The sequence below is a fragment of the Martelella alba genome (genome assembly GCF_005217455.1).
Classification (GTDB): Bacteria; Pseudomonadota; Gammaproteobacteria; order Enterobacterales; family Enterobacteriaceae; genus Acerihabitans.
Window position 1 is genome coordinate 118,294 of sequence record NZ_SZPQ01000011.1, and the last position, 19,548, is coordinate 137,841.

Annotated in this window: 12 protein-coding genes; 6 read left to right on the forward strand and 6 right to left on the reverse strand. The window is 58.4% G+C overall.

The annotated features are described in order from the left end of the window. Window positions 1-4: 4 nt before the first annotated feature. The 4 genes from FCN80_RS09960 to FCN80_RS09975 form a co-directional block, all read right to left on the reverse strand. Window positions 5-1,174 carry an efflux RND transporter periplasmic adaptor subunit gene (locus tag FCN80_RS09960; protein WP_136990056.1) on the reverse strand — a complete coding sequence of 390 codons (1,170 nt, stop codon included), beginning with the start codon at window positions 1,172-1,174 and terminating at the stop codon, window positions 5-7. A gap of 280 nt (window positions 1,175-1,454) precedes the next feature. Continuing rightward, entirely contained in the window at window positions 1,455-1,952 is a 498-nt protein-coding gene (locus FCN80_RS09965; RefSeq protein ID WP_136990004.1) for an RrF2 family transcriptional regulator, read from the reverse strand. A gap of 190 nt (window positions 1,953-2,142) precedes the next feature. Continuing rightward, window positions 2,143-2,997, reverse strand: coding sequence for a glycosyltransferase family 8 protein (locus FCN80_RS09970; RefSeq protein ID WP_136990005.1), 855 nt, complete (start codon window positions 2,995-2,997; stop codon window positions 2,143-2,145). Window positions 2,998-3,011: 14 nt separating this feature from the next. After that, window positions 3,012-4,406, reverse strand: coding sequence for a D-arabinono-1,4-lactone oxidase (locus tag FCN80_RS09975; protein WP_230492595.1), 1,395 nt, complete (start codon window positions 4,404-4,406; stop codon window positions 3,012-3,014). Window positions 4,407-4,622: 216 nt separating this feature from the next. Between FCN80_RS09975 and FCN80_RS09980 the strand changes: the two genes are divergently transcribed. Both FCN80_RS09980 and nirB read left to right on the forward strand, forming a co-directional pair. Further along, a complete protein-coding gene (locus FCN80_RS09980) occupies window positions 4,623-5,894 on the forward strand; it encodes a nitrate regulatory protein (protein WP_136990007.1) in 1,272 nt (423 codons plus the stop codon). 257 nt (window positions 5,895-6,151) lie between these two features. Then, window positions 6,152-9,067 carry a nitrite reductase large subunit NirB gene (gene nirB, locus FCN80_RS09985; protein WP_136990008.1) on the forward strand — a complete coding sequence of 972 codons (2,916 nt, stop codon included), beginning with the start codon at window positions 6,152-6,154 and terminating at the stop codon, window positions 9,065-9,067. A gap of 144 nt (window positions 9,068-9,211) precedes the next feature. Here the strand turns inward: nirB and narL are convergent, their stop codons facing one another. Both narL and narX read right to left on the reverse strand, forming a co-directional pair. Next, window positions 9,212-9,862, reverse strand: a complete 651-nt coding sequence (gene narL / locus FCN80_RS09990; protein WP_136990009.1) for a two-component system response regulator NarL — start codon at window positions 9,860-9,862, stop codon at window positions 9,212-9,214. Window positions 9,863-9,904: 42 nt separating this feature from the next. Next, window positions 9,905-11,704, reverse strand: coding sequence for a nitrate/nitrite two-component system sensor histidine kinase NarX (gene narX, locus FCN80_RS09995; protein ID WP_136990010.1), 1,800 nt, complete (start codon window positions 11,702-11,704; stop codon window positions 9,905-9,907). A 335-nt stretch (window positions 11,705-12,039) separates the two neighbouring features. On the opposite strand from narX, the gene FCN80_RS10000 reads away from it, so the two are divergent. The 4 genes from FCN80_RS10000 to narJ are packed head-to-tail and all read left to right on the forward strand — an operon-like array spanning window position 12,040 to window position 19,547. Beyond that, a complete protein-coding gene (locus FCN80_RS10000) occupies window positions 12,040-13,458 on the forward strand; it encodes a NarK family nitrate/nitrite MFS transporter (protein WP_136990011.1) in 1,419 nt (472 codons plus the stop codon). Between the two features lie 38 nt (window positions 13,459-13,496). After that, window positions 13,497-17,273, forward strand: coding sequence for a nitrate reductase subunit alpha (locus tag FCN80_RS10005; RefSeq protein ID WP_136990012.1), 3,777 nt, complete (start codon window positions 13,497-13,499; stop codon window positions 17,271-17,273). After that, complete coding sequence (gene narH, locus FCN80_RS10010; protein WP_136990013.1) at window positions 17,270-18,814, forward strand: nitrate reductase subunit beta; 1,545 nt, start codon at window positions 17,270-17,272, stop codon at window positions 18,812-18,814. Before FCN80_RS10005 ends, narH begins: the two co-directional genes overlap by 4 nt. Next, on the forward strand, window positions 18,807-19,547 hold the full coding sequence (gene narJ / locus FCN80_RS10015; protein ID WP_136990014.1) for a nitrate reductase molybdenum cofactor assembly chaperone: 741 nt from the start codon (window positions 18,807-18,809) through the stop codon (window positions 19,545-19,547). Before narH ends, narJ begins: the two co-directional genes overlap by 8 nt. The last annotated feature ends 1 nt before the right edge of the window (window position 19,548 follow it).

The following is a 19,548-nucleotide window of genomic DNA, read 5'->3' on the forward strand; positions in this document are numbered from 1 at the left end:
AGGCTCAATACAGCATGGCGGTATCGGTAGACGGCGTCATTGACACCGTCTTGGCGCGCACCGGCATACCCGACATAAAAATTTTCTGAACGCCGTCGATAACCACCCGATCGCCAACGGACAAACCGCGATCAACGATCGTTAAATCGCCGTAGCGACGGCCTGGAACAATATCGCGCCGCTGCGCTTTACCTTGGCCGTCGAGGACATAAACGTATTTGCGATCCTGATCGGTAAGAATGGCTTTATCGTCGATAAGCACCGCGTCGAACCGGTTGCTGACCGGTAACTGTACCCGGGCGAACAGGCCGGGGGTGAATAGCCGGTCATGATTATCAAGCAGGGCGCGCATCCTTATCGTGCCGGTACTGGGCGTAAGCTGATTGTCCAAAAAATCCACCCGGCCGGTATGCGGAAAACCGTCCTCGCCCACCAGGGCGACGCGCACCGACCGCGGCGGTTGTCCACCGTCCGTCCGGGTCAACGCCTGGTAATGCAGGAACGTGGCTTCATCCACGTCGAAATAGACATAGACCGTATCCAGGGAAACCAGGGTAGTCAGCACACTGGCGCTGTCGCCGGCGGTCACCAGATTACCGACGGTGATCATGGCGCGGCCGGCCTTGCCGTTGATGGGGGCGGTGACCCGCGTGAAATCCATATTCAGTTGCGCCGTCGCCACCGCCGCCCGGGCGGACAGCACATCGGCCTGTGCCTGGGTGGCCGCCGAGCGCCGTTGTTCGTTAAGTTCGGCGGAGACCGCCTTGGCGCCAATGAGTTTCTGCGTGCGCTCGGCCTCGCTTTGCGTCAGCTTTGCCTGGCTCAGCGCGCTGCTAAGCGCGGCTTCGGCCCGTGCCAGATCGGCCCGGTAGGTGCGATCATCGATGGTGAACAAGACATCGCCCTTGTGGACTTCCTGGCCCTCGCGAAAATTCACCTGATTGATATAGCCCGACACCCTGGGGCGCAGTTCCACGCTTTGTACCGCCGCAATACGGCCGTTAAAGGTGTCTTTAAGTTCGATTTGCCGTGTCGCGACACGGGCGACGCTGACCGCTGGCGGCGGGGCGCTTTGGTTGGCGTTACCGGCGTCGCAGGCTGTCAAGGCGATGGAAAGCAGTACCGCGACCAGGCCGATGGGCCGGAATATCACGCGGACGTGGTTGGTATGCATCATTGGTGAAGACCCCGCAAAAAGGAACACAGCATGATTTCCCCTGTCACTAAATTGTAATTATTACTGATACATTAAAAGGGCTGATTGTAGGAATCGGTAATTTAAAACGCAAGTATTATTGTTGCTTTTTATTGGCCTTGTTTTACGGCAATGATGGCCGGTGTGACCTTAAAGGGAGGACAAGAAAGGTACTAACGCGAGGGTATAATAAACACGGTAAATCAGTTTGTCCGAAAGAGCGGTTATCCTGGGGCGGGCAAGACGGCGCGCCACCCCACTATGGATGCCGACCGTCCGCCGGCAAGGACGGAGCGGGCGGCGCACCGTCGCCGCTGGCGACCTGTCGGCGGCGGTCGTGTTCTTGCATTTCCCGTAGCGCTTCGGCGACGGTGCGCCGCGCCAGCACTTCCATACAGGCTTGTTCCGCCTCGCCGGCCAGGGAGGCAAAAAACCAGCCGGTGTTGGCGCTGACCAGACAGCTTTGCGGCACATCGGGCCGCATGGTCCAAAGCGGTTTGTCTTCCGTCACCGACTGATAAATCTCCAGCAGGGTGATGCGTTCGGCGGGGCGGCCCAGATGAATCGAACCCTGGCGGCCATGGGTGGAAAGAATGATGCCGTCGCGGGTCAAGGGCACCATAAGCTTACGAACAAAGCTCGGGTTGGCCTGCAAACCGGCGGCCAGGACGGCGCTGGTCGCCCGGGTGCCGGTTTGTTCCGCGTTGGCGACGCTCAGCACCATTTGCAGGGCGGTGGGAAAGCGTAAATCAATCATCGAACCCTTTTCGCGCGTTAGAGGCGGCGTCATGATGTTAAAAATGAATCCGTTATGCTGGCATATTTCCGTCGGATAATCCAGCGGGGACGTTAAACGCGCCATACCCCGCGCTGACGCTTTGTGGACGGCGTTCGCTCACTGGCCGCCGCACTGCGTTCGGCGCTATTACGCGTAAGGCCTTCCGGGGCTATTCGCGGTGGTCCGGTCCGGATCGCCCATCATGGATGTCGCGCCAAAGCTGGTTGAAATTTCCGTAGGGTTCGTCGGGGGCGGGCTGCTCGGCATTTTCTTCCCAGGGTTTGCTCAGGATAAAATGCAAATTTTTGACTTCATCGAAATTCCATAGCCGGGGATGCTGCACCGACAGGGTTTTCAATGCATTATAAATATAGGGTAGCGGTTGCCAGCGCCGCCGGAAATAGTCGTTCAACAGGTCTTGTTCCGGAAACGGATAGTGGTCGAGGTTACGGATAGAGGACAAGAGGGTTTTTAAATCATCGGCGATAGCCTGGTTTGGCGTTAACAAAATAAACCCGGAGTTGAAATAGGGCTCGAGATCCGCCGGCGGAGTAACATTGTCCCGGACAGGCAGGTAGCTGTAATAGCAATTCGCCGGTACCCAGTCGCTGGGATAGCTGGCGATGTGGTAAGGATTGCATCGGCAGGCATGACAGGCGGCAATCCAATCGGCGGGTAGGGCGATGTCGAATACCTCGTCCAGGCTACGGATTGCCAGCATGTCGGCGTCAAGAAAAACCAGTCGCGCATACTCGGTCAGCCGCCAGGCCGCCAGCTTGGTCCAGACTTCGGCGAAGCGCGCGTTGGCGTACTTTTCCTCCACACCCGGGGACGGCGTGAGCGGTTCCACCTCATGCAACCGGCAACCTTCATCGGTCAGCCGCCGGCGGGCGGCGGTATCAATGGCGTCGGTTATCATGACCGCCAGCGGATAGCGGCTCTGGCATTGTCGCAAAGATCGTTGCAGGGTGATCACACCCTCGACATAAGACGGTTTGGTCAGTAGCGTCACCCAGGCGCGCATCGGCTAGCTCCTTGTTATGTTTGTTGTTGGTCGAACAGCTCGGATATCAGCCGGTTGGTGAATTTGCCGGCCGGGTCGAGGGCGGCCCTCACCTCGCGAAAGCGCGCCCAATAGGGATAGAGTTGCGGCCACCGATAAAGATCCCGATCATAATATTTGCCCCAATGGGGTCGCCCGCCATACCTGGCCAGCCGTTTTTCCGCCGCGTTGATGAAATTCACCCCCTCCGGCGAGAGCGATCCGTCTTGTGCGTAATAGACCACGAAACCGAAAAAGCAGGTGGCCCGGCCTTGGGCCGGACTTAACCAGGCGGCTGACGGTCCGGTACAGCGCAAAATGATCGGATAATGCATATGCGGGCGGCTTTCAGCGTGCCAACGCGTCAGGTCGGTTATTACATCGCCGGCGCTTTCCAGCGGAACGCCGATTTCAATATTGATCTGCGGCGTGGCGATTCCGCGGCAGAACAACTGATTGATATCGCCTGTGACATCGGCGAAATCCTTGAATCGGTTGACGGTTTGATAAGGTTTACCTTCTCGTTCCTTGATTTGCGTATCGTGGCGCATGTGTCCGAGGAGGCGATCCACGGTATCATTCAGGCTGTCATTCCGGTGCGACCGACTTAAAGGCTGGCGTCCATTCTCCCGATAACGCCTTGCCTCATCATCATCCGCTTCCTTGGCGCACCAGACATGAACCTGTTTTTCCGCCGGAAACCACCAGGCTTTACTGAAGGGAAAACCGTGGTTCCACTCATACAATGCCGTAGAAAGATTATCCGCATTGCGAGCGCTTTTCTGGCAGGTATATGTGCGTAGCGGCTGAGTGCGTAAGGTGATTTCGCTGACGACGCCGAGCGCGCCCAGAGATAACTGGGCCGCGCCGAACACCGGATCGCCTGGTTGCATATCCACCGCTTCGCCATTGGCGAGGATCAGACGCAACCGCACGATCTCATCGGCCAGCGAGCTCTGATCCAGACCCTGTCCGTGGGTGCCGGTGGCGATGGCGCCGGCCAGTGTTTGCAAATCGATGACGCCTGGCGAGCAAGGCAGCATGCGTCCCATACCCGTCAGGATGCGGAAAACGTCATGCAGCGGAGTGGCCGCGGCGAATGTCGCCGTCTGATCGGTAACACGCAGCAGACCGCTTAGGGCGGACGGGTCCAGCAGGATGTCCCCTGGCTGGTCCAGCCGAAGCAAGTCGCCGGCGGACAGCCGGGTACCGACGATTCTCACACGTCCCGCGGCTTGCGCGACCATTTCTCGCAGCTGTGTTTCGTTTTCCGGCCGACGCAACGCCGCTTTGGCGCCCAGGGCCTCGTTTTGCGCCCAGTTCCAGATTTGCTCATCCCGCGCCGGCAATTGCGGATACCGATGGGGATAATGTATTCGCTGACGTTCCAACCGCATACTCCTCAGTGATTTTGTCGGACCCTTGCCTCGACAAATTGAATACCCTTACGTAGTAGCGTAGACCATTTGGCGGCACAGATCGGCCAAACAGGGCATGCCGGCGAGCAACAAGATCCTCACCGCCATTTCCGGGCGGATGAATGGCGAGGCACTTGACGAATGGTGTAAGATACGGATTATCCCTATTCGGCTGGGGGGACATATCCCATGCGCGCGGACGCTTCCTCCGCCATCCACTTTCTGCTCGCTTCGCGACAGTGCGAGTTGAATAATTTGCGCTATTTGCTGCAAAACGGCGAACGGGTTGGCAGTATCGGTTTGCTGGTGCACGCCCTGCAATGCGAACGCGGGGCGTCCAACCTCTATGTGTGTTCGGACGGAGCGCCATTCGTCGCCGAACTGGACCATCGCCAGCACGCCGTTGACGCGGCGCGAAACCCGGTGTTGGCGTCTTTGGCGCAGTTGGAAAAACAGGCCGCCGCGCTGCCGCAATCTTCCCGTCTGTTCAGCCAGGTGGCAAGCGTGCTGTATCCCCTTGGGCTGCTGCCGTCGTTGCGCCGGCAAATACGTGAGCGCACGGTTGCCCAGGCGCCGATGACGGCGTTTTTCGACGATATTATCCGTCACTTGCTGGCGCTGGTGTTTGAACTCACCGATAGTGCGGCCGAGCCGGCAGTGGCCCGTGCGTTGCTGGCCTTACACGCCTTCATGCAAGGTAAAGAATTCGCCGGTCAGGAAAGGGCGGCTGGGGCCGCCGCGTTTGCCGCCGGCCGGCATGACGAACAGATTTGCCGACGGCTCGCGGATCTTATCGACCGCCAGGAGCGCTGCTTCGCCATGTTCATTGATTTTGCCGATGAAGAAAATCGCCAAAAGTGGCGCGCCATGCGTGTTGACGGCCAATTCGAGCGAATGCGGCGGCTTTTGTGTACCGGCGCTACGGCTGCGGCGGATCAGGGTCTCTGCTGGTACACCGAGGCAAGCCGGCGCATCGACCAACTGAAACGTATCGAGGATGCGTTGGCGCAAACGGTCATGTCCTGTTGCCGTCAGGCTATTCGCGCCGCCGAACAAGCTTGTCAGGACCAGCAGGCCGATATTGAAACCCTGCTGCGCCGCCAGGATGACCGGCAGCCGGATTACGCGACGCTGTTAACCGGCGGAGAGGAGGAATGCGCGACCGGTGATTGGCTGTGCGGCGGCGCGCCTTTGCAATTGGGCCGGTCGCTGCTCGCGCTCATCCGCCGGCAAGATCGTCGACTACAAGCGTTGGATCAGGAACTGGCCGTGCTGCGCGCCAGTCTGGATGAGCGTAAAAAAATTGAGCAAGCCAAAGGTTTTTTGATGCAGCACAGGGGATTGAGCGAAGAAGCCGCTTACCATACCTTGCGTCGGCTGGCGATGAATCAGAATAAAAAGATGGTTGATGTCGCCGCTGCGCTACTGACCGTCTCCGAGGTATGGCATACCGATTCCTGACGGATACGTCGCGAGGCTACGCGGGCGTAAGCGTCGCGGGCGGTTGATATTGTTCGCCGGGCCTCTTTAACGGCGGTTCGGCGGCGCGATTAAAATACGGGTTTCTTGCGGGCCAATGGCGGCGCGCGGGAAATCGAAGGGCAAAGGCGTCCATAATGATGCGAGCGATCGCAGGATTATGGACGCTTTTTTTTTGCATGTTGCTGTCCGGACATTTCCATGACGGTGGAATGCTGTCGCGAAGTAAGGATTGAGGTATGAACAAACCCGTTTTGATTGTTATCGGCCATGGCATGGTCGGTCATTATTTCCTCGAACAACTGGTGGAATATGATTTGCACCTTCGCTACCGGATTGTGGTATTCGGCGAGGAACCCCATCCGGCGTACGATCGTGTCCATTTGTCGGAGTATTTCAGCGGACGTAGCGCCCAATCGTTCTCGCTGGTTGCGCCAGGGTTTTTCGCGGAATACGGTATCGAACTGCGCACATCGTGCGAAATCGTCGCCATCGATCGGGTCCGGCATTGCGTCGCCGATGCCAATGGGGAGGAAACGGCTTATGAAAGATTGGTGATCGCCACCGGCTCCTATGCTTTCGTTCCACCTATTACCGGTAGTGATCGGGAAGGGTGTCTGGTCTATAGAACCCTTGGCGATCTTGATGCTATCGCGCTCAGGGCGCGGCGATCGGAGATAGGTGTCGTGATAGGCGGCGGTCTGCTGGGCCTGGAAGCGGCCAACGCCTTGCGGCAACTGGGTCTGGAAACCCATGTGGTGGAGTTCGCCCCCCGTTTAATGTCTTTGCAACTGGATGATGGCGGCGCGGCCATGCTGCGCAGGAAGATCGAAACCCTGGGCGTCAATGTGCATACCGGTAAAGACACCAGAGAGATAACTGTCGGCCATCAAGGCCGGTTGCGGCTGTGTTTCGCCGGCGGCGAAACACTGGATACCGATTTGGTGCTATTCTCCGCCGGGATTCGTCCCCGCGACCAACTGGCGCGGGCAAGCGGACTGACCCTTGGTCCGCGTGGCGGCGTTGTGATTGATGATGAGACGCGCACCTCAGACACGGCGATTTTCGCCATTGGCGAATGCGCGGTCTGGCATGGGCGGAATTTCGGCCTGGTGGCGCCGGGATACCAGATGGCGCGGACCGCCGCCGCCGTGCTGGCCGGGCGGGAAGGCGCCTTCCACGGAGCGGACATGAGCACCAAGCTCAAACTCCTCGGCGTTGATGTCGCCTCGTTAGGGGATTCCCTGGCAAAAACGCCCGGCAGCCAGTCTTATCAATGGACTGACGGTCCGCGGGAGATCTACAAGAACATCACCGTTTCCGCCGACGGTAAACAATTGCTTGGCGCCGTGTTGGTGGGTGATAGCAGCGATTATAGCGTGCTGTTGCAGATGATGCTTAATCGCACCGTCTTGCCCGAGCGGCCGGAAAGCCTGATTTTACCGGCGATGGAGCAAGGCGGCGTCAGGGCTTTTGGCGTGGCGGCCCTCCCTGGCGAGGCGCAGGTGTGCTCTTGCCATAATGTCAGCAAAGCGACTCTCTGCGCGGCCGTGAAAAACGGCTGCCGCGATCTCGCCTCGCTCAAGGCTCATACCCGGGCCGGTACCGGATGCGGCGGCTGCGTGTCTTTGGTCAAGCAGGTAATGGAATACCAGTTGGAACAATTGGGCGTCGAGGTGAACAAAGAGGTGTGCGAGCATTTCGCCTACACGCGTCAGGCGCTGTATCATCTTATTCGCGTCAATCATATCAGGACGTTTGAAGAATTGATCGGCCGTTACGGTCATGGTATCGGTTGCGAAATTTGCAAACCGCTGGCGGGATCGATGCTGGCTTCCTGTTGGAATGAATATGCGCTCAATCCTCGGCATTTGCCCCTACAAGACACCAACGATCGCTACTTCGCCAATATGCAAAAAGACGGCACCTACTCGGTGGTGCCCCGTATCCCAGCCGGTGAAGTCACTCCCGAGGGGTTAATCGCCATTGGTCGGGTGGCTCAACGCTACCAGCTTTACACCAAGGTGACCGGCGGTCAGCGGCTGGCGCTATTCGGCGCGCGACAGGAACAATTGCCCGCTATCTGGCGCGATCTTATCGCTGCGGGATTTGAAACCGGCCATGCTTACGGCAAATCCCTGCGGACGGTAAAATCCTGCGTCGGCTCTACCTGGTGCCGTTTCGGCGTTCAGGATTCCACCGCCCTGGCCATCCGGCTGGAAAATCGCTATAAGGGACTGCGTTCGCCCCATAAAATCAAGCTGGGGGTCTCCGGCTGTACGCGGGAATGCGCTGAGGCCCAGGGCAAGGATATCGGCATTATCGCAACCGATAAGGGTTGGAATCTCTATGTCTGTGGCAACGGCGGTATGAAGCCCCGGCATGCCGATCTGCTTGCCGGCGATCTTGATGAAGCCCAGCTTATCCGGATTATCGACCGGTTTCTGATGTTCTATATCCGTACCGCCGATCGGTTGCAGCGCACCAGCAACTGGTTGGATAACCTGGAGGGCGGCCTGGACTATCTGCGGCAAGTGATCCTGCAAGACAGTCTTGATATCGCCGACGAGCTGGAGAAAGACATGCAGCGGGTAGCGGACAGTTATCAATGCGAATGGCGCGCGACGCTGTCGTCCCCGGACCGCTTGCCGTTGTTTCGGGCGTTCCTGAATAGCGATGTTCCCGATGAAGGGGTCGTGATGGTACCTGAGCGCGGGCAGTGTCGCCCGGCGCGTCCGGACGAGAAAAGCGCGGCGCCGCGGGCGACTGGGGAAAACGAAAACGGGGTCTTGGACGAACTTTGGGTTGATGTCGGCAGTCTGGAGGACTTGCCGCCCAATGCCGGTATTGCCGCCCGATTGGGACGGCGGCAGATCGCCTTGTTTTATCTGCCCGGAGACCCTCGCCAGGTTTATGCGTTGGATAATCGGGAACCGGATAGCGGCGCCCATGTCTTGTCGCGGGGAATTGTCGGGGATATCAATGGCGAGGCTGTGGTGATATCGCCGTTGCACAAGAAACGACTGCGTCTGCGGGATGGCGCCAGCCCGGATGATCCGGCCGTGCGGGTCGGCGTTTGGCCGGTGCGGCTGGAGCGGGGACGGGTATGGGTGGCGTCCCGGCCGGAAAGCGAGCCGACGTTGCCCCCCTGCTGATAAAGGAATACGTCTGTTCCCAGAGGGGAGTACCCTTGGGAACGGCGTGGCGGAGACCCGGTTTGCCGCCAGGGTATAGCCATCGCCTCACCGGCCACGGAGCGCCGGGCACGCTGTCCGGCGACAGGTCTGGGATGGCGGGCGCTAAAGCGGACGGTTTTGCAGCGCCCATACGGCCGCTTCCACTCGCGACTTCAGTTTCATTTTCTTAAGCAGATGCTTGACATGCACTTTCACCGTGCTTTCGGTGATGTCCAGTTTGCGGGCGATCAGTTTGTTTGACAGACCATGGGCGATAAGCCTCAGGATATCCCTTTCCCTGGGCGTTAAAGCGAGCACATCCCGTTCGGCGCCCGGACGGTTTTCACGCAATCCGGCGGCCAGCACCGGCATTAATGCCGCGCTAAGCACCATTTTGCCGGCCGCCGCCTGCCGCAGCGAGTCCAGTAAATCCTCCGGCTCCATGTCTTTTAACAAGTATCCGTCCGCTCCCCGCTTGATGGCGGTAATCACGTCGTCTTCATGATCGGATACGCTGAAAACCACGATGCGCCCCGACAACGGGATACGGCGCATTTTATCCAGCGTATCCAGGCCATTCAGGCCCGGCATATTCAAATCCAGCAAAATCAGATCGGGGTCCAGTTCTTCGGCCAGCCGGACCCCTTGTTCCCCGTTGGTGGCTTCGGCGACCACTTTCAGACCGCCATCCAGACTAATGAGTTGTTTGACTCCGCTGCGTAGCATGGGGTGATCATCAATCAGCAGAATAGTGGCGATCTCGTGTTCGTACATATTCGGCTCCTGTAGGGGGCATACCGGCGTATCCGAGCCGGCTCATTTGGACATACCCGTCCATGAATGTAGTGCCGTCTGCATGGTCTCGACGATAATCATGATGTCGGTTCCGCCATCCGGCGGATGGCGGAACTGGCATCGTCCGGGCAGGCTGGCGGCGCGATCTTGCATGATCATCAGTCCGTAATGGTGCGGCCGCGCCTGCTCGTCCGGCAAGCCGCAACCGTTATCACGGATACTCAAGACCACGTCATTTTCACGGTGGTAGGCCGAGATGGCCACCCGATCGGCCTGCGCGTGCTTAACGATATTGGTCAGCGCCTCGCGGGCGATATGCGCAAGATGAATGACCTGGTGGGGCGTAAACGTACCGGCCGGCAACTGATAATCCAGTCCGATGCGAAATCCAAGCTTATTGGAGAACTCATCCGCCATGTTTTTTAATGCCGCGCGCAGGCCGGGTTCAGCCATTCCCAGCCGAAAAGTGGTCAACAATTCCCTTAGTTGTCGGTAGGCGGTATTCAGTTCTTCACGCATTTGCTGCATCAGGATTTTGTTGTCCGTGGTCGTGTCGCGGCTTTGCATCTGTAGGCAACTGATTTGCAGTTTCAGGCAGGAGAGCGATTGGGCGATGCTGTCGTGCAATTCCGCGGCGATGGCCGTTCGTTCCGCCATCACCAGCATATGCTGCCGCTGTTCGGATTGACGCTCCAGCGCCAGAGTACTGGTGAATTGCTCCATTAGCGTATCCATCAGTCGTTGCTGCTGTTCATCCAGCGATTGCCCCGCCGGTCGCCGGGCCAGTACCAGCCCATAATCGCCAAGCTTGTCCTGCAAGCGCCAGCTTAACGGCTCAAACCCCCTCTCAGCGGCGCCGGCCGGCGTTATCGGACTCATCGCCGCGGCATAAGCCGGCGGCTCTGGCTCATCGACCAACTCGTCATCGTTGTTTTCATACAGTTTAATTCGGATCTCCCGCAGCGGCGTGAAGGCCGGCAATTCCTCCAGAACCGGCATCAACCGCCGTATTACCGGTTGGTTGTCGTGTAATTGGCGGCTGGCCCGGTACAGATAGTCCAGCACCTGATTTTTACGTTGCAGGTCGGCGGTTTTTTCCGTTACCCGCTGCTCCAGCTCCGCATACATTTGCGACAACGATGCCGACATGCTATTTAGCGTCTGGCCCAGCAAATCCATTTCATGTCGTCCTTGCCGTCCCTGGCCGGCCGGCAGAGGATAACGCTGGCTGAAATCCCCGCCGGCCACCGCGTCGGCCTGCCGCAACAGACGTCGCCATGGCTCCAGTAAACGGCGGCGCAGAAAGATGATAGTGACCAGCAATACTGCCATACTGAGAGCGATGGCCACTTTCTGCACCAATGCCACCAACATCAGCCGCCGTTCGGTTTGATGTTCGATGGCGGACACCAACGTATCCAGACGGCGGACAAACTCCGCCACATCATCCGCCGCGTCCGAGGGCCGTCTGGCATTGAGCAACCGGGGCCGCAACCGTTCAAGCCAATAGCTTCGCACCGCCAGGTATTGTCCGGCCAATTGTTCCCGCCGCACCGGTTGGCGCAGATCGGCGCTGAGTTGATCCCGTTCCAGTTCGTTTAACAACGGCCGGCTGTCAGGCCCGAGCGGCAGACGCGACAGTAACCGGTAGCTCTGCATCCGTAACGAACCGGCTTTATTGATGGCGTGGGCGTTGCCCTGCATACTTTCCGCCAGCCACAGGGATAGCGCCATGCCGCCGATGCCGAGCAGGCTTAAGGCAACCATCAGTACAGTCACCTGACGGACAATGGAAAACGGCGCCCGAACGGGTTTTAGCATAATAGGCATCCTGTCTCCGATTTGGCATTGGCGCTGGCGCGCAGGCGCGCCAGCGGCTATTGTTCATGATCGGCCCGAATTACCCCATACTCCTTAGGGAGTACCCCCAAATCGCCGCCGGCATGAATTTTGTCCTCCCTGATAACCAGACAGTTTATAACTCTATAACTAATAGGGTTTTACCGCCGTCATATTGCTACCCCAAAAGTGGCTGATGGTCGAATGGGCTCTTTTCCTCGATGACTTTCCCTTGATTTATATCAACTTGCCAGCGATCGGCTATGCCTAGGGTGACAGCAGATAACCACAATTACCCCACCCTCAGCGAGGTTGATATGCATTCTTTTTTCTCCAGCGCCGACGCGGCAAGTGGTGCCGTTATCCAGGAATGGCAACCGGAACAACCGGAATTCTGGCATAACCGCGGACGGCGAATTGCCCGGCGTAATCTCTGGATTTCCATCTACTGCCTATTGTTGGCCTTTTGTGTTTGGATGCTGTTTAGCGCCGTTGCGGTCAACCTTGCCAAGGTCGGGTTTCATTTTACCACCGACCAATTGTTTTTACTTACCGCGTTGCCGGCGGTATCGGGCGCTATCCTGCGCGTACCCTATTCATTTATGGTGCCTTTGGTGGGCGGACGGCGCTGGACGGCGCTTAGCACGCTGTTTATGGTGATCCCCTGCTTGTGGCTGGGAATAGCTGTTCAGCATCCCGATACGCCCTTTGGCGTGTTCGTGGTGATCTCGCTCTTGTGCGGTTTCGCCGGCGCCAATTTTGCCTCAAGTATGGCCAATATCAGTTTCTTTTACCCGAAAAGTATGCAGGGCGGCGCGCTGGGACTGAATGGCGGCATGGGTAATCTGGGGGTCAGCGTGATGCAATTGGCCGCGCCCTTGGCGATATCATGGTCGATGTTCGCCGTGTTCGGCGCCGATGGCCGTCCTCAGCCGGACGGTTCCGTGCTATGGCTGGAAAATGCCGCCTGGATCTGGGTGCCTTTACTGGTCATCGGCACGTTGGCGGCCTGGTTCGGCATGAACGATTTGGCGGCTTCCCGGGCGTCGTTGCCGCAGCAACTGAGGGTGCTCAAACGCGGCCATATGTGGATTCTGAGTGTGCTTTACCTCGCGACCTTTGGTTCATTCATCGGTTTTTCCGCTGGATTCGCGCTGTTATCCAAGACGCAGTTCCCCGCCACGGAGATTTTGCGCTACGCCTTTTTCGGACCTTTCATCGGCGCGCTGGCGCGTTCGTTGGGGGGTGTCTTATCCGATCGGTTCGGCGGTATTCGGGTGACGCTGGCGAACTTTGTGCTGATGGGTCTTTTTGCCGGTTTACTGTTTCTCACTCTGCCCACCGACGGACAGGGCGGGTCATTCCCGGCGTTTCTCACCCTGTTCATGCTGCTTTTTCTGACCGCCGGACTGGGTAGCGGGTCCACCTTTCAAATGATCACCGTCATCCTTCGTCGATTGGCGGTCAACCGAATCAAGGCGGCGGGCGGCGGCGAGGAGGACGCGCAAAGGACGGCCAACACGGAATCCGCCGCCGCATTGGGATTTATCTCGGCCATCGGCGCCGCGGGGGGATTTTTTATTCCCCAGGCGTTCGGTGTTTCCTTGAAGCTGACCGGCTCGCCGGCCGGGGCGATGAAAATATTCCTGATCTTCTACGTGATTTGCATTCTGATTACCTGGCTTATTTACGGTCGCAATATCGATAAAGGGATGGCAACTCGCCGGCCGCAGTAAACCCCGGTCATTTTTTGGCCCGCCACCAGGAGTGAACGATGAGTAAATTCTTAGACCGGTTTCGCCATTTTACCCAGCGTGGCGATACTTTCGCCGATACACACGGCCAGACGCTCAATAGCAACCGGGATTGGGAAGACGGCTATCGGGGCCGCTGGCAGCACGACAAAATCGTGCGATCCACTCACGGCGTGAACTGCACCGGTTCGTGTAGTTGGAAAATCTATGTCAAAAATGGACTGGTCACATGGGAAACCCAGCAAACGGATTATCCCCGCACCCGTCCCGACATGCCGAACCATGAACCGCGCGGTTGCCCGAGGGGCGCCAGCTATTCCTGGTATCTGTACAGCGCCAACCGGCTGAAATATCCGCAGATCCGCACATCACTGCTCAAATTATGGCGCGAGGCGAGGGCGGCGCATCCGGATCCGGTGGATGCCTGGGCGGCCATAATGAGTGATGTTCAGGCGGTCAAAGAATATAAGCAGGCCCGTGGGCGAGGCGGCTTTGTGAGAACCACCTGGGCGGAGGTGAACGAGCTTATCGCCGCCGCCAATGTTTACACCGCCAAGACCTACGGTCCCGATCGCATTATCGGTTTTTCACCGATCCCGGCAATGTCCATGATTTCCTATGCGTCGGGGGCGCGCTACTTGTCGCTTATCGGCGGGACCTGTCTGAGCTTTTACGACTGGTATTGTGATTTACCCCCCGCGTCGCCGATGACTTGGGGCGAACAGACCGATGTGCCGGAATCCGCCGACTGGTATAACGCCGGCTACATCATTACCTGGGGCTCCAATGTACCGCAAACCCGCACCCCCGATGCCCATTTCCTGACCGAAGTCCGTTATAAAGGCGCCAAAGCCGTGGCCGTCACGCCTGATTACGCCGAGGTGGCCAAATTGTGCGACTTGTGGCTGCATCCTCGTCAAGGTACCGACAGCGCCTTGGCGATGGCCATGGGTCGAGTGATCCTGCGGGAATTTTACGTGGACCGGCAGTGCGAGTATTTCCTGGAGTACGTTCGCCGCTATACCGATATGCCGATGCTGGTGCTGTTAGAAGCGCGCGATGGTTTCCATGTGCCGGGACGGCTGTTGCGCGCCGCTGATTTGCCGGGCCGGTTGGGAGAGGAGAATAATCCGCAATGGAAAACCGTGGCGGTGGCGCAAGACAGCGGTGAGCTGACGGCGCCGCCCGGCTCTATCGGTTTTCGCTGGGGCGAACAGGGTAAATGGAATCTGGAGCGGCAAGTGGACGACGCCGGGCGGCCAATCGCGTTGCAATTGAGTATGCTGGGGCGTCACGACGAAATGGCCACGGTCGGCTTTCCCTTTTTCGGCGATTCCGGCGCGCAACCCGGGCAAGGCATCTCAGACGACGGCGTGCTTCGGCACACCCTGCCCGCCAAGCGCTTGATTCTGGCCGACGGCAGCGAGGCTCTGGCGGCGAGCGTCTATGATCTGACCCTGGCCAACTATGGCTTAGAACCGGGATTGACCGGGGACGGCCAGGACAGGGACGATGATTGCGCCCCCTACGGCCCGGCCTGGGCGGAAGCCGTTACCGGCGTGCCTCGCCGGCAAATCATCCAGGTGGCGCGCGAGTTCGCCGCCAATGCCGAGAAAACCCGCGGACGCTCCATGATTATCGTCGGGGCCGGCGTGAATCACTGGTATCACATGGACATGACCTACCGTGGCCTGATAAATATGCTGATATTCTGCGGCTGCATAGGCCAGAGCGGCGGCGGCTGGGCGCATTATGTCGGCCAGGAAAAGCTGCGTCCACAGACCGGCTGGCTGCCGCTGGCATTCGCCCTGGACTGGCAGCGGCCGCCGCGGCAGATGAACAGCACGTCGTTTTTCTATAACCACAGTAGCCAATGGCGCTACGAAACCGTCGCGCCCCAGGATTTATTGTCGCCCCTGGCGGATCGTGACCGGTTCACCGGCAGCATGATCGATTTCAACGTCCGGGCCGAACGTATGGGCTGGCTGCCTTCGGCGCCGCAATTAAATGTTAATCCACTGACAATCGCCCGCCAGGCCAGGTCCGCCGGCATGACGCCCCAGGAATTTACCGTGGCGGGGCTGTTAAACGGTACGCTGCGTTTCGCCGCCGAACAACCGGATAACCCGCAAAACTATCCGCGTAATTTGTTCGTCTGGCGTTCCAACTTGCTGGGTTCTTCCGGTAAGGGCCATGAATACATGCTGAAGTACCTGCTTGGCACCGAACACGGTATCCAGGGAGAAGATCTCGGCCGGCAGGGCGGCATACTGCCGGAGGAGGTGGAATGGCGGGACGCGCCGGGCGAAGGAAAACTCGATCTGGTGGTCACCCTTGATTTCCGGATGTCCAGTACCTGTCTTTATTCCGATGTCGTCCTGCCCACCGCCACCTGGTATGAAAAAGACGATTTGAACACCTCGGATATGCATCCCTTTATCCATCCCTTTTCCGCAGCGGTCGATCCGGGTTGGGAATCGAAAAGCGACTGGGATATCTATAAAGACATCGCCGCGGCATTTTCCCGCGTTTGCCGGGGACATTTGGACGTGGAAACCGATGTGGTAACCCTGCCCATCCAGCATGACTCGCCGGCGGAACTGGCGCAGCCTCTGGGGGTCTTCGACTGGAAAAAGGGGGAATGCCCTCTTATTCCGGGCCAGACCGCCCCACATTTCATGGTGGTGGAACGGGATTACCCCAATACCTATGAGCGCTTTACGTCATTGGGGCCGCTAATGGACACATTGGGCAACGGCGGGAAGGGCATACATTGGGACACCACGGACGAAGTGGCTTTGCTAGGTCAACTGAACCGAACTAAAATCGAGGGCGTCGCGGCCGGCCGGCCGCGTATCGACAGCGCCATCGACGCCGCCGAGGTGATCCTCGCGCTGGCGCCGGAAACCAACGGCCAGGTGGCGGTCAAGGCATGGGCGTCCCTTGGCGGCGTCACCGGCCGTGATCATCGCCATCTGGCTTTGAATAAAGAAGCTGAAAAGATCCGGTTCCGCGATCTGCTGGCGCAGCCGCGTAAAATCATTTCGAGTCCCACCTGGTCCGGTCTGGAGGATGAACAGGTCTGTTATACCGCCGGCTATACCAATGTCCATGAGCTTATTCCTTGGCGTACCTTATCGGGACGGCAGCAGCTTTACCAAGACCATGAATGGATGCGCGCGTTTGGCGAAAGCCTGCTGGCTTACCGTCCGCCCATTGATACCCGTTCCGCGGCGCCGCTACTTTACCGCAAACCCAACGGTAACCCGGAAAAAGCGCTTAACTTCCTGACGCCGCACCAGAAATGGGGTATTCATTCCACTTACAGCGACAATTTGTTGATGCTAACGCTATCCCGCGGCGGGCCTATTATCTGGCTTGCCGAGGACGACGCGCGGCAATTGGGCATCATGGATAACGACTGGGTCGAGGCGTTCAATGCCAATGGCGCGCTCACCGCTCGCGCGGTGGTGAGTCAACGCATCCCGGCCGGCATGACCATGATGTATCACGCGCAGGAACGGATAATGAACCTGCCCGGTTCGGAAATCACCGGTCAACGCGGCGGCATTCACAACTCCGTTACCCGCATCTGTCCCAAACCCACCCATATGATCGGCGGTTATGCGCAGTTGGCCTATGGCTTCAACTACTACGGCACAGTCGGATCCAACCGCGACGAATATGTGGTGGTGAGGCGAATGGATCATATCGATTGGCTGGACGACGAACAGGCCGATTATGCGCAGGGTAACGCGGCGGCCGGAACCGTCATGGCGCAGGAGAAAATAAAATGAAAATTCGTTCGCAAATCGGCATGGTGCTCAATCTGGATAAATGCATCGGCTGCCATACCTGCTCGGTAACTTGCAAGAATGTCTGGACCAGCCGGGAAGGTATGGAATATGCCTGGTTCAACAATGTGGAAAGCAAACCGGGCATAGGCTATCCGCAGGCCTGGGAGGATCAGGAAAAGTGGCGCGGCGGCTGGGTTCGCACCCTTGGCGGACGTTTACAGCCGCGGATGGGGAGCAGGGCCGGCGTGTTGTCGACGATTTTCGCCAATCCCCATATGCCGGAAATAGACGACTATTACGAGCCGTTTGATTATGACTATCAACATTTGCATTCTGCGCCGCAGGGTAAGCATCAACCGGTGGCCCGGCCGCGTTCGTTGCTGACCGGACAACGCATGAAGAAAATCACCGGCGGCCCCAACTGGGAGGACATTCTCGGCGGTGAATTCGAACGGCGATCGAAGGACCGGAATTTCGACCATATGCAAAAGGCCCTATACGGACAATACGAAAATACCTTCATGATGTATTTGCCGCGCCTGTGTGAACACTGTCTGAATCCGGCCTGCGTGGCAACCTGTCCGAGCGGCGCCATTTATAAACGCGCTGAGGACGGCATTGTCCTTATCGATCAGGATAAATGCCGCGGTTGGCGCATGTGCCTGACCGGCTGCCCTTACAAAAAAATCTATTTCAACTGGAAAAGCGGCAAATCGGAAAAATGCATTTTCTGCTATCCGCGCATCGAGTCCGGCCAACCCACGCTTTGCGCCGAAACCTGCGTTGGCCGTATTCGCTATCTGGGGGTGTTGCTTTACGATGCCGATCGCATCGAACAGGCCGCGCTGACGGAGAACGCGCAACGGCTTTATCAAAGCCAACTGGATATTTTCCTTGACCCGAGTGATCCGCAAGTGGCGGCACAGGCTCTTCGGGATGGCGTGCCCCAGGACGTGCTGGAGGCGGCCCGTCGCTCGCCGGTTTACAAACTGGCCGTGGAGTGGCGGCTGGCGTTACCGCTGCATCCGGAATATCGCACGTTGCCCATGGTCTGGTATGTACCGCCATTATCGCCAATTCAGTCGATGGCCGACAGCGGTGAACTGCCGAGCCAGGGTGTTTTACCGGATGTGGCGAGCCTGCGAATTCCGCTGCAATATCTGGCCAATCTGTTGACGGCCGGTGATATCGAACCGGTGTTATCGGCGCTTAAACGGCTGCTGGCCATGCGCCACTACAAGCGGGCGGCGACGGTGGATGGGGTGATTGATACCCAGGCGCTGGAAGACGTGGGGCTGACGGAAGCACAGGCACAAGATATGTACCGTTATCTGGCCATCGCCAATTACGAGGATCGTTTCGTGGTGCCCTCCGGCCATCGGGAACTGGCGCGCCAGGCCTTTCCCGAAAGCCATGGTTGCGGATTCAGTTTTGGCGATGGCTGTCGCGGCAGCGACAGCCGGTTTAATCTGTTTGATAGCCGGCGCATTGATGCTATTGATATCTCCGCCCGGTCCACGCGGGAGGCGCCGCATGATTAGTTTGAAAATCATAAGCTTTCTGCTTGATTACCCCGATCAGGCTTTATGGGATTGCCGGGACGAACTGGCGCAGGCAGCGATGGAAGACCCTCAATTACGACCGGTCCAACGTACGCGGCTAACGGCATTTATCGGCAAGTTCTGCTTTGGCGCGCTGCTGGACGCCCAGGAAACCTATTGCGGTCTTTTCGATCGCGGCAGAGCGACCTCTCTGTTGCTGTTTGAACATGTCCACGGCGAATCGCGTGATCGCGGCCGGGCGATGGTGGATTTATTAGCGCAATACCAGGCCGCCGGCCTGGAATCCATCAGCCGCGAGCTGCCTGACTACCTGCCTGTGTATTTGGAATATCTGGCTACCCGCGCTATGGCGCAGGCGTTGGACGGCTTGCGGGATATCGCGCCGATTCTGGCTCTGCTGGGCGCAAGGCTGCGCGAGCGCGAAAGCCTTTATGCCGAACTGTTTGACCTTCTGTTGAGCCTTTGCGACAGCCAGTTGCGCAGCGCTACGCTTCGCGAGTACATCGGCGGCGAGGCGCGGGACGATACGCCCGGCGCGCTGGACGCGGTCTGGGAGGAAGAGCAGGTGACTTTTCTGGCCGGTCAGGGCTGCGAAGCGGCGGAGTTGACACGCCACCAGCGTCGTTTTGCCGGCTCGCCCCTTCCCCAATACCTTGCCATCGGACCACTGATGGACGCGGATTCCCCGGTGTCCGGGTCCAAAGGACATTAAC

What these genes read in the sequence shown, in the direction of transcription:
- FCN80_RS09960 (WP_136990056.1), bottom strand. Translation starts at nt 1,174, where the DNA reads ATGCATACCAACCACGTCCGCGTGATATTCCGGCCCATCGGCCTGGTC.
- FCN80_RS09965 (WP_136990004.1), bottom strand. Translation starts at nt 1,952, where the DNA reads ATGATTGATTTACGCTTTCCCACCGCCCTGCAAATGGTGCTGAGCGTC.
- FCN80_RS09970 (WP_136990005.1), bottom strand. Translation starts at nt 2,997, where the DNA reads ATGCGCGCCTGGGTGACGCTACTGACCAAACCGTCTTATGTCGAGGGT.
- FCN80_RS09980 (WP_136990007.1), top strand. Translation starts at nt 4,623, where the DNA reads ATGCGCGCGGACGCTTCCTCCGCCATCCACTTTCTGCTCGCTTCGCGA.
- nirB (WP_136990008.1), top strand. Translation starts at nt 6,152, where the DNA reads ATGAACAAACCCGTTTTGATTGTTATCGGCCATGGCATGGTCGGTCAT.
- narL (WP_136990009.1), bottom strand. Translation starts at nt 9,862, where the DNA reads ATGTACGAACACGAGATCGCCACTATTCTGCTGATTGATGATCACCCC.
- narX (WP_136990010.1), bottom strand. Translation starts at nt 11,704, where the DNA reads ATGCTAAAACCCGTTCGGGCGCCGTTTTCCATTGTCCGTCAGGTGACT.
- FCN80_RS10000 (WP_136990011.1), top strand. Translation starts at nt 12,040, where the DNA reads ATGCATTCTTTTTTCTCCAGCGCCGACGCGGCAAGTGGTGCCGTTATC.
- FCN80_RS10005 (WP_136990012.1), top strand. Translation starts at nt 13,497, where the DNA reads ATGAGTAAATTCTTAGACCGGTTTCGCCATTTTACCCAGCGTGGCGAT.
- narH (WP_136990013.1), top strand. Translation starts at nt 17,270, where the DNA reads ATGAAAATTCGTTCGCAAATCGGCATGGTGCTCAATCTGGATAAATGC.
- narJ (WP_136990014.1), top strand. Translation starts at nt 18,807, where the DNA reads ATGATTAGTTTGAAAATCATAAGCTTTCTGCTTGATTACCCCGATCAG.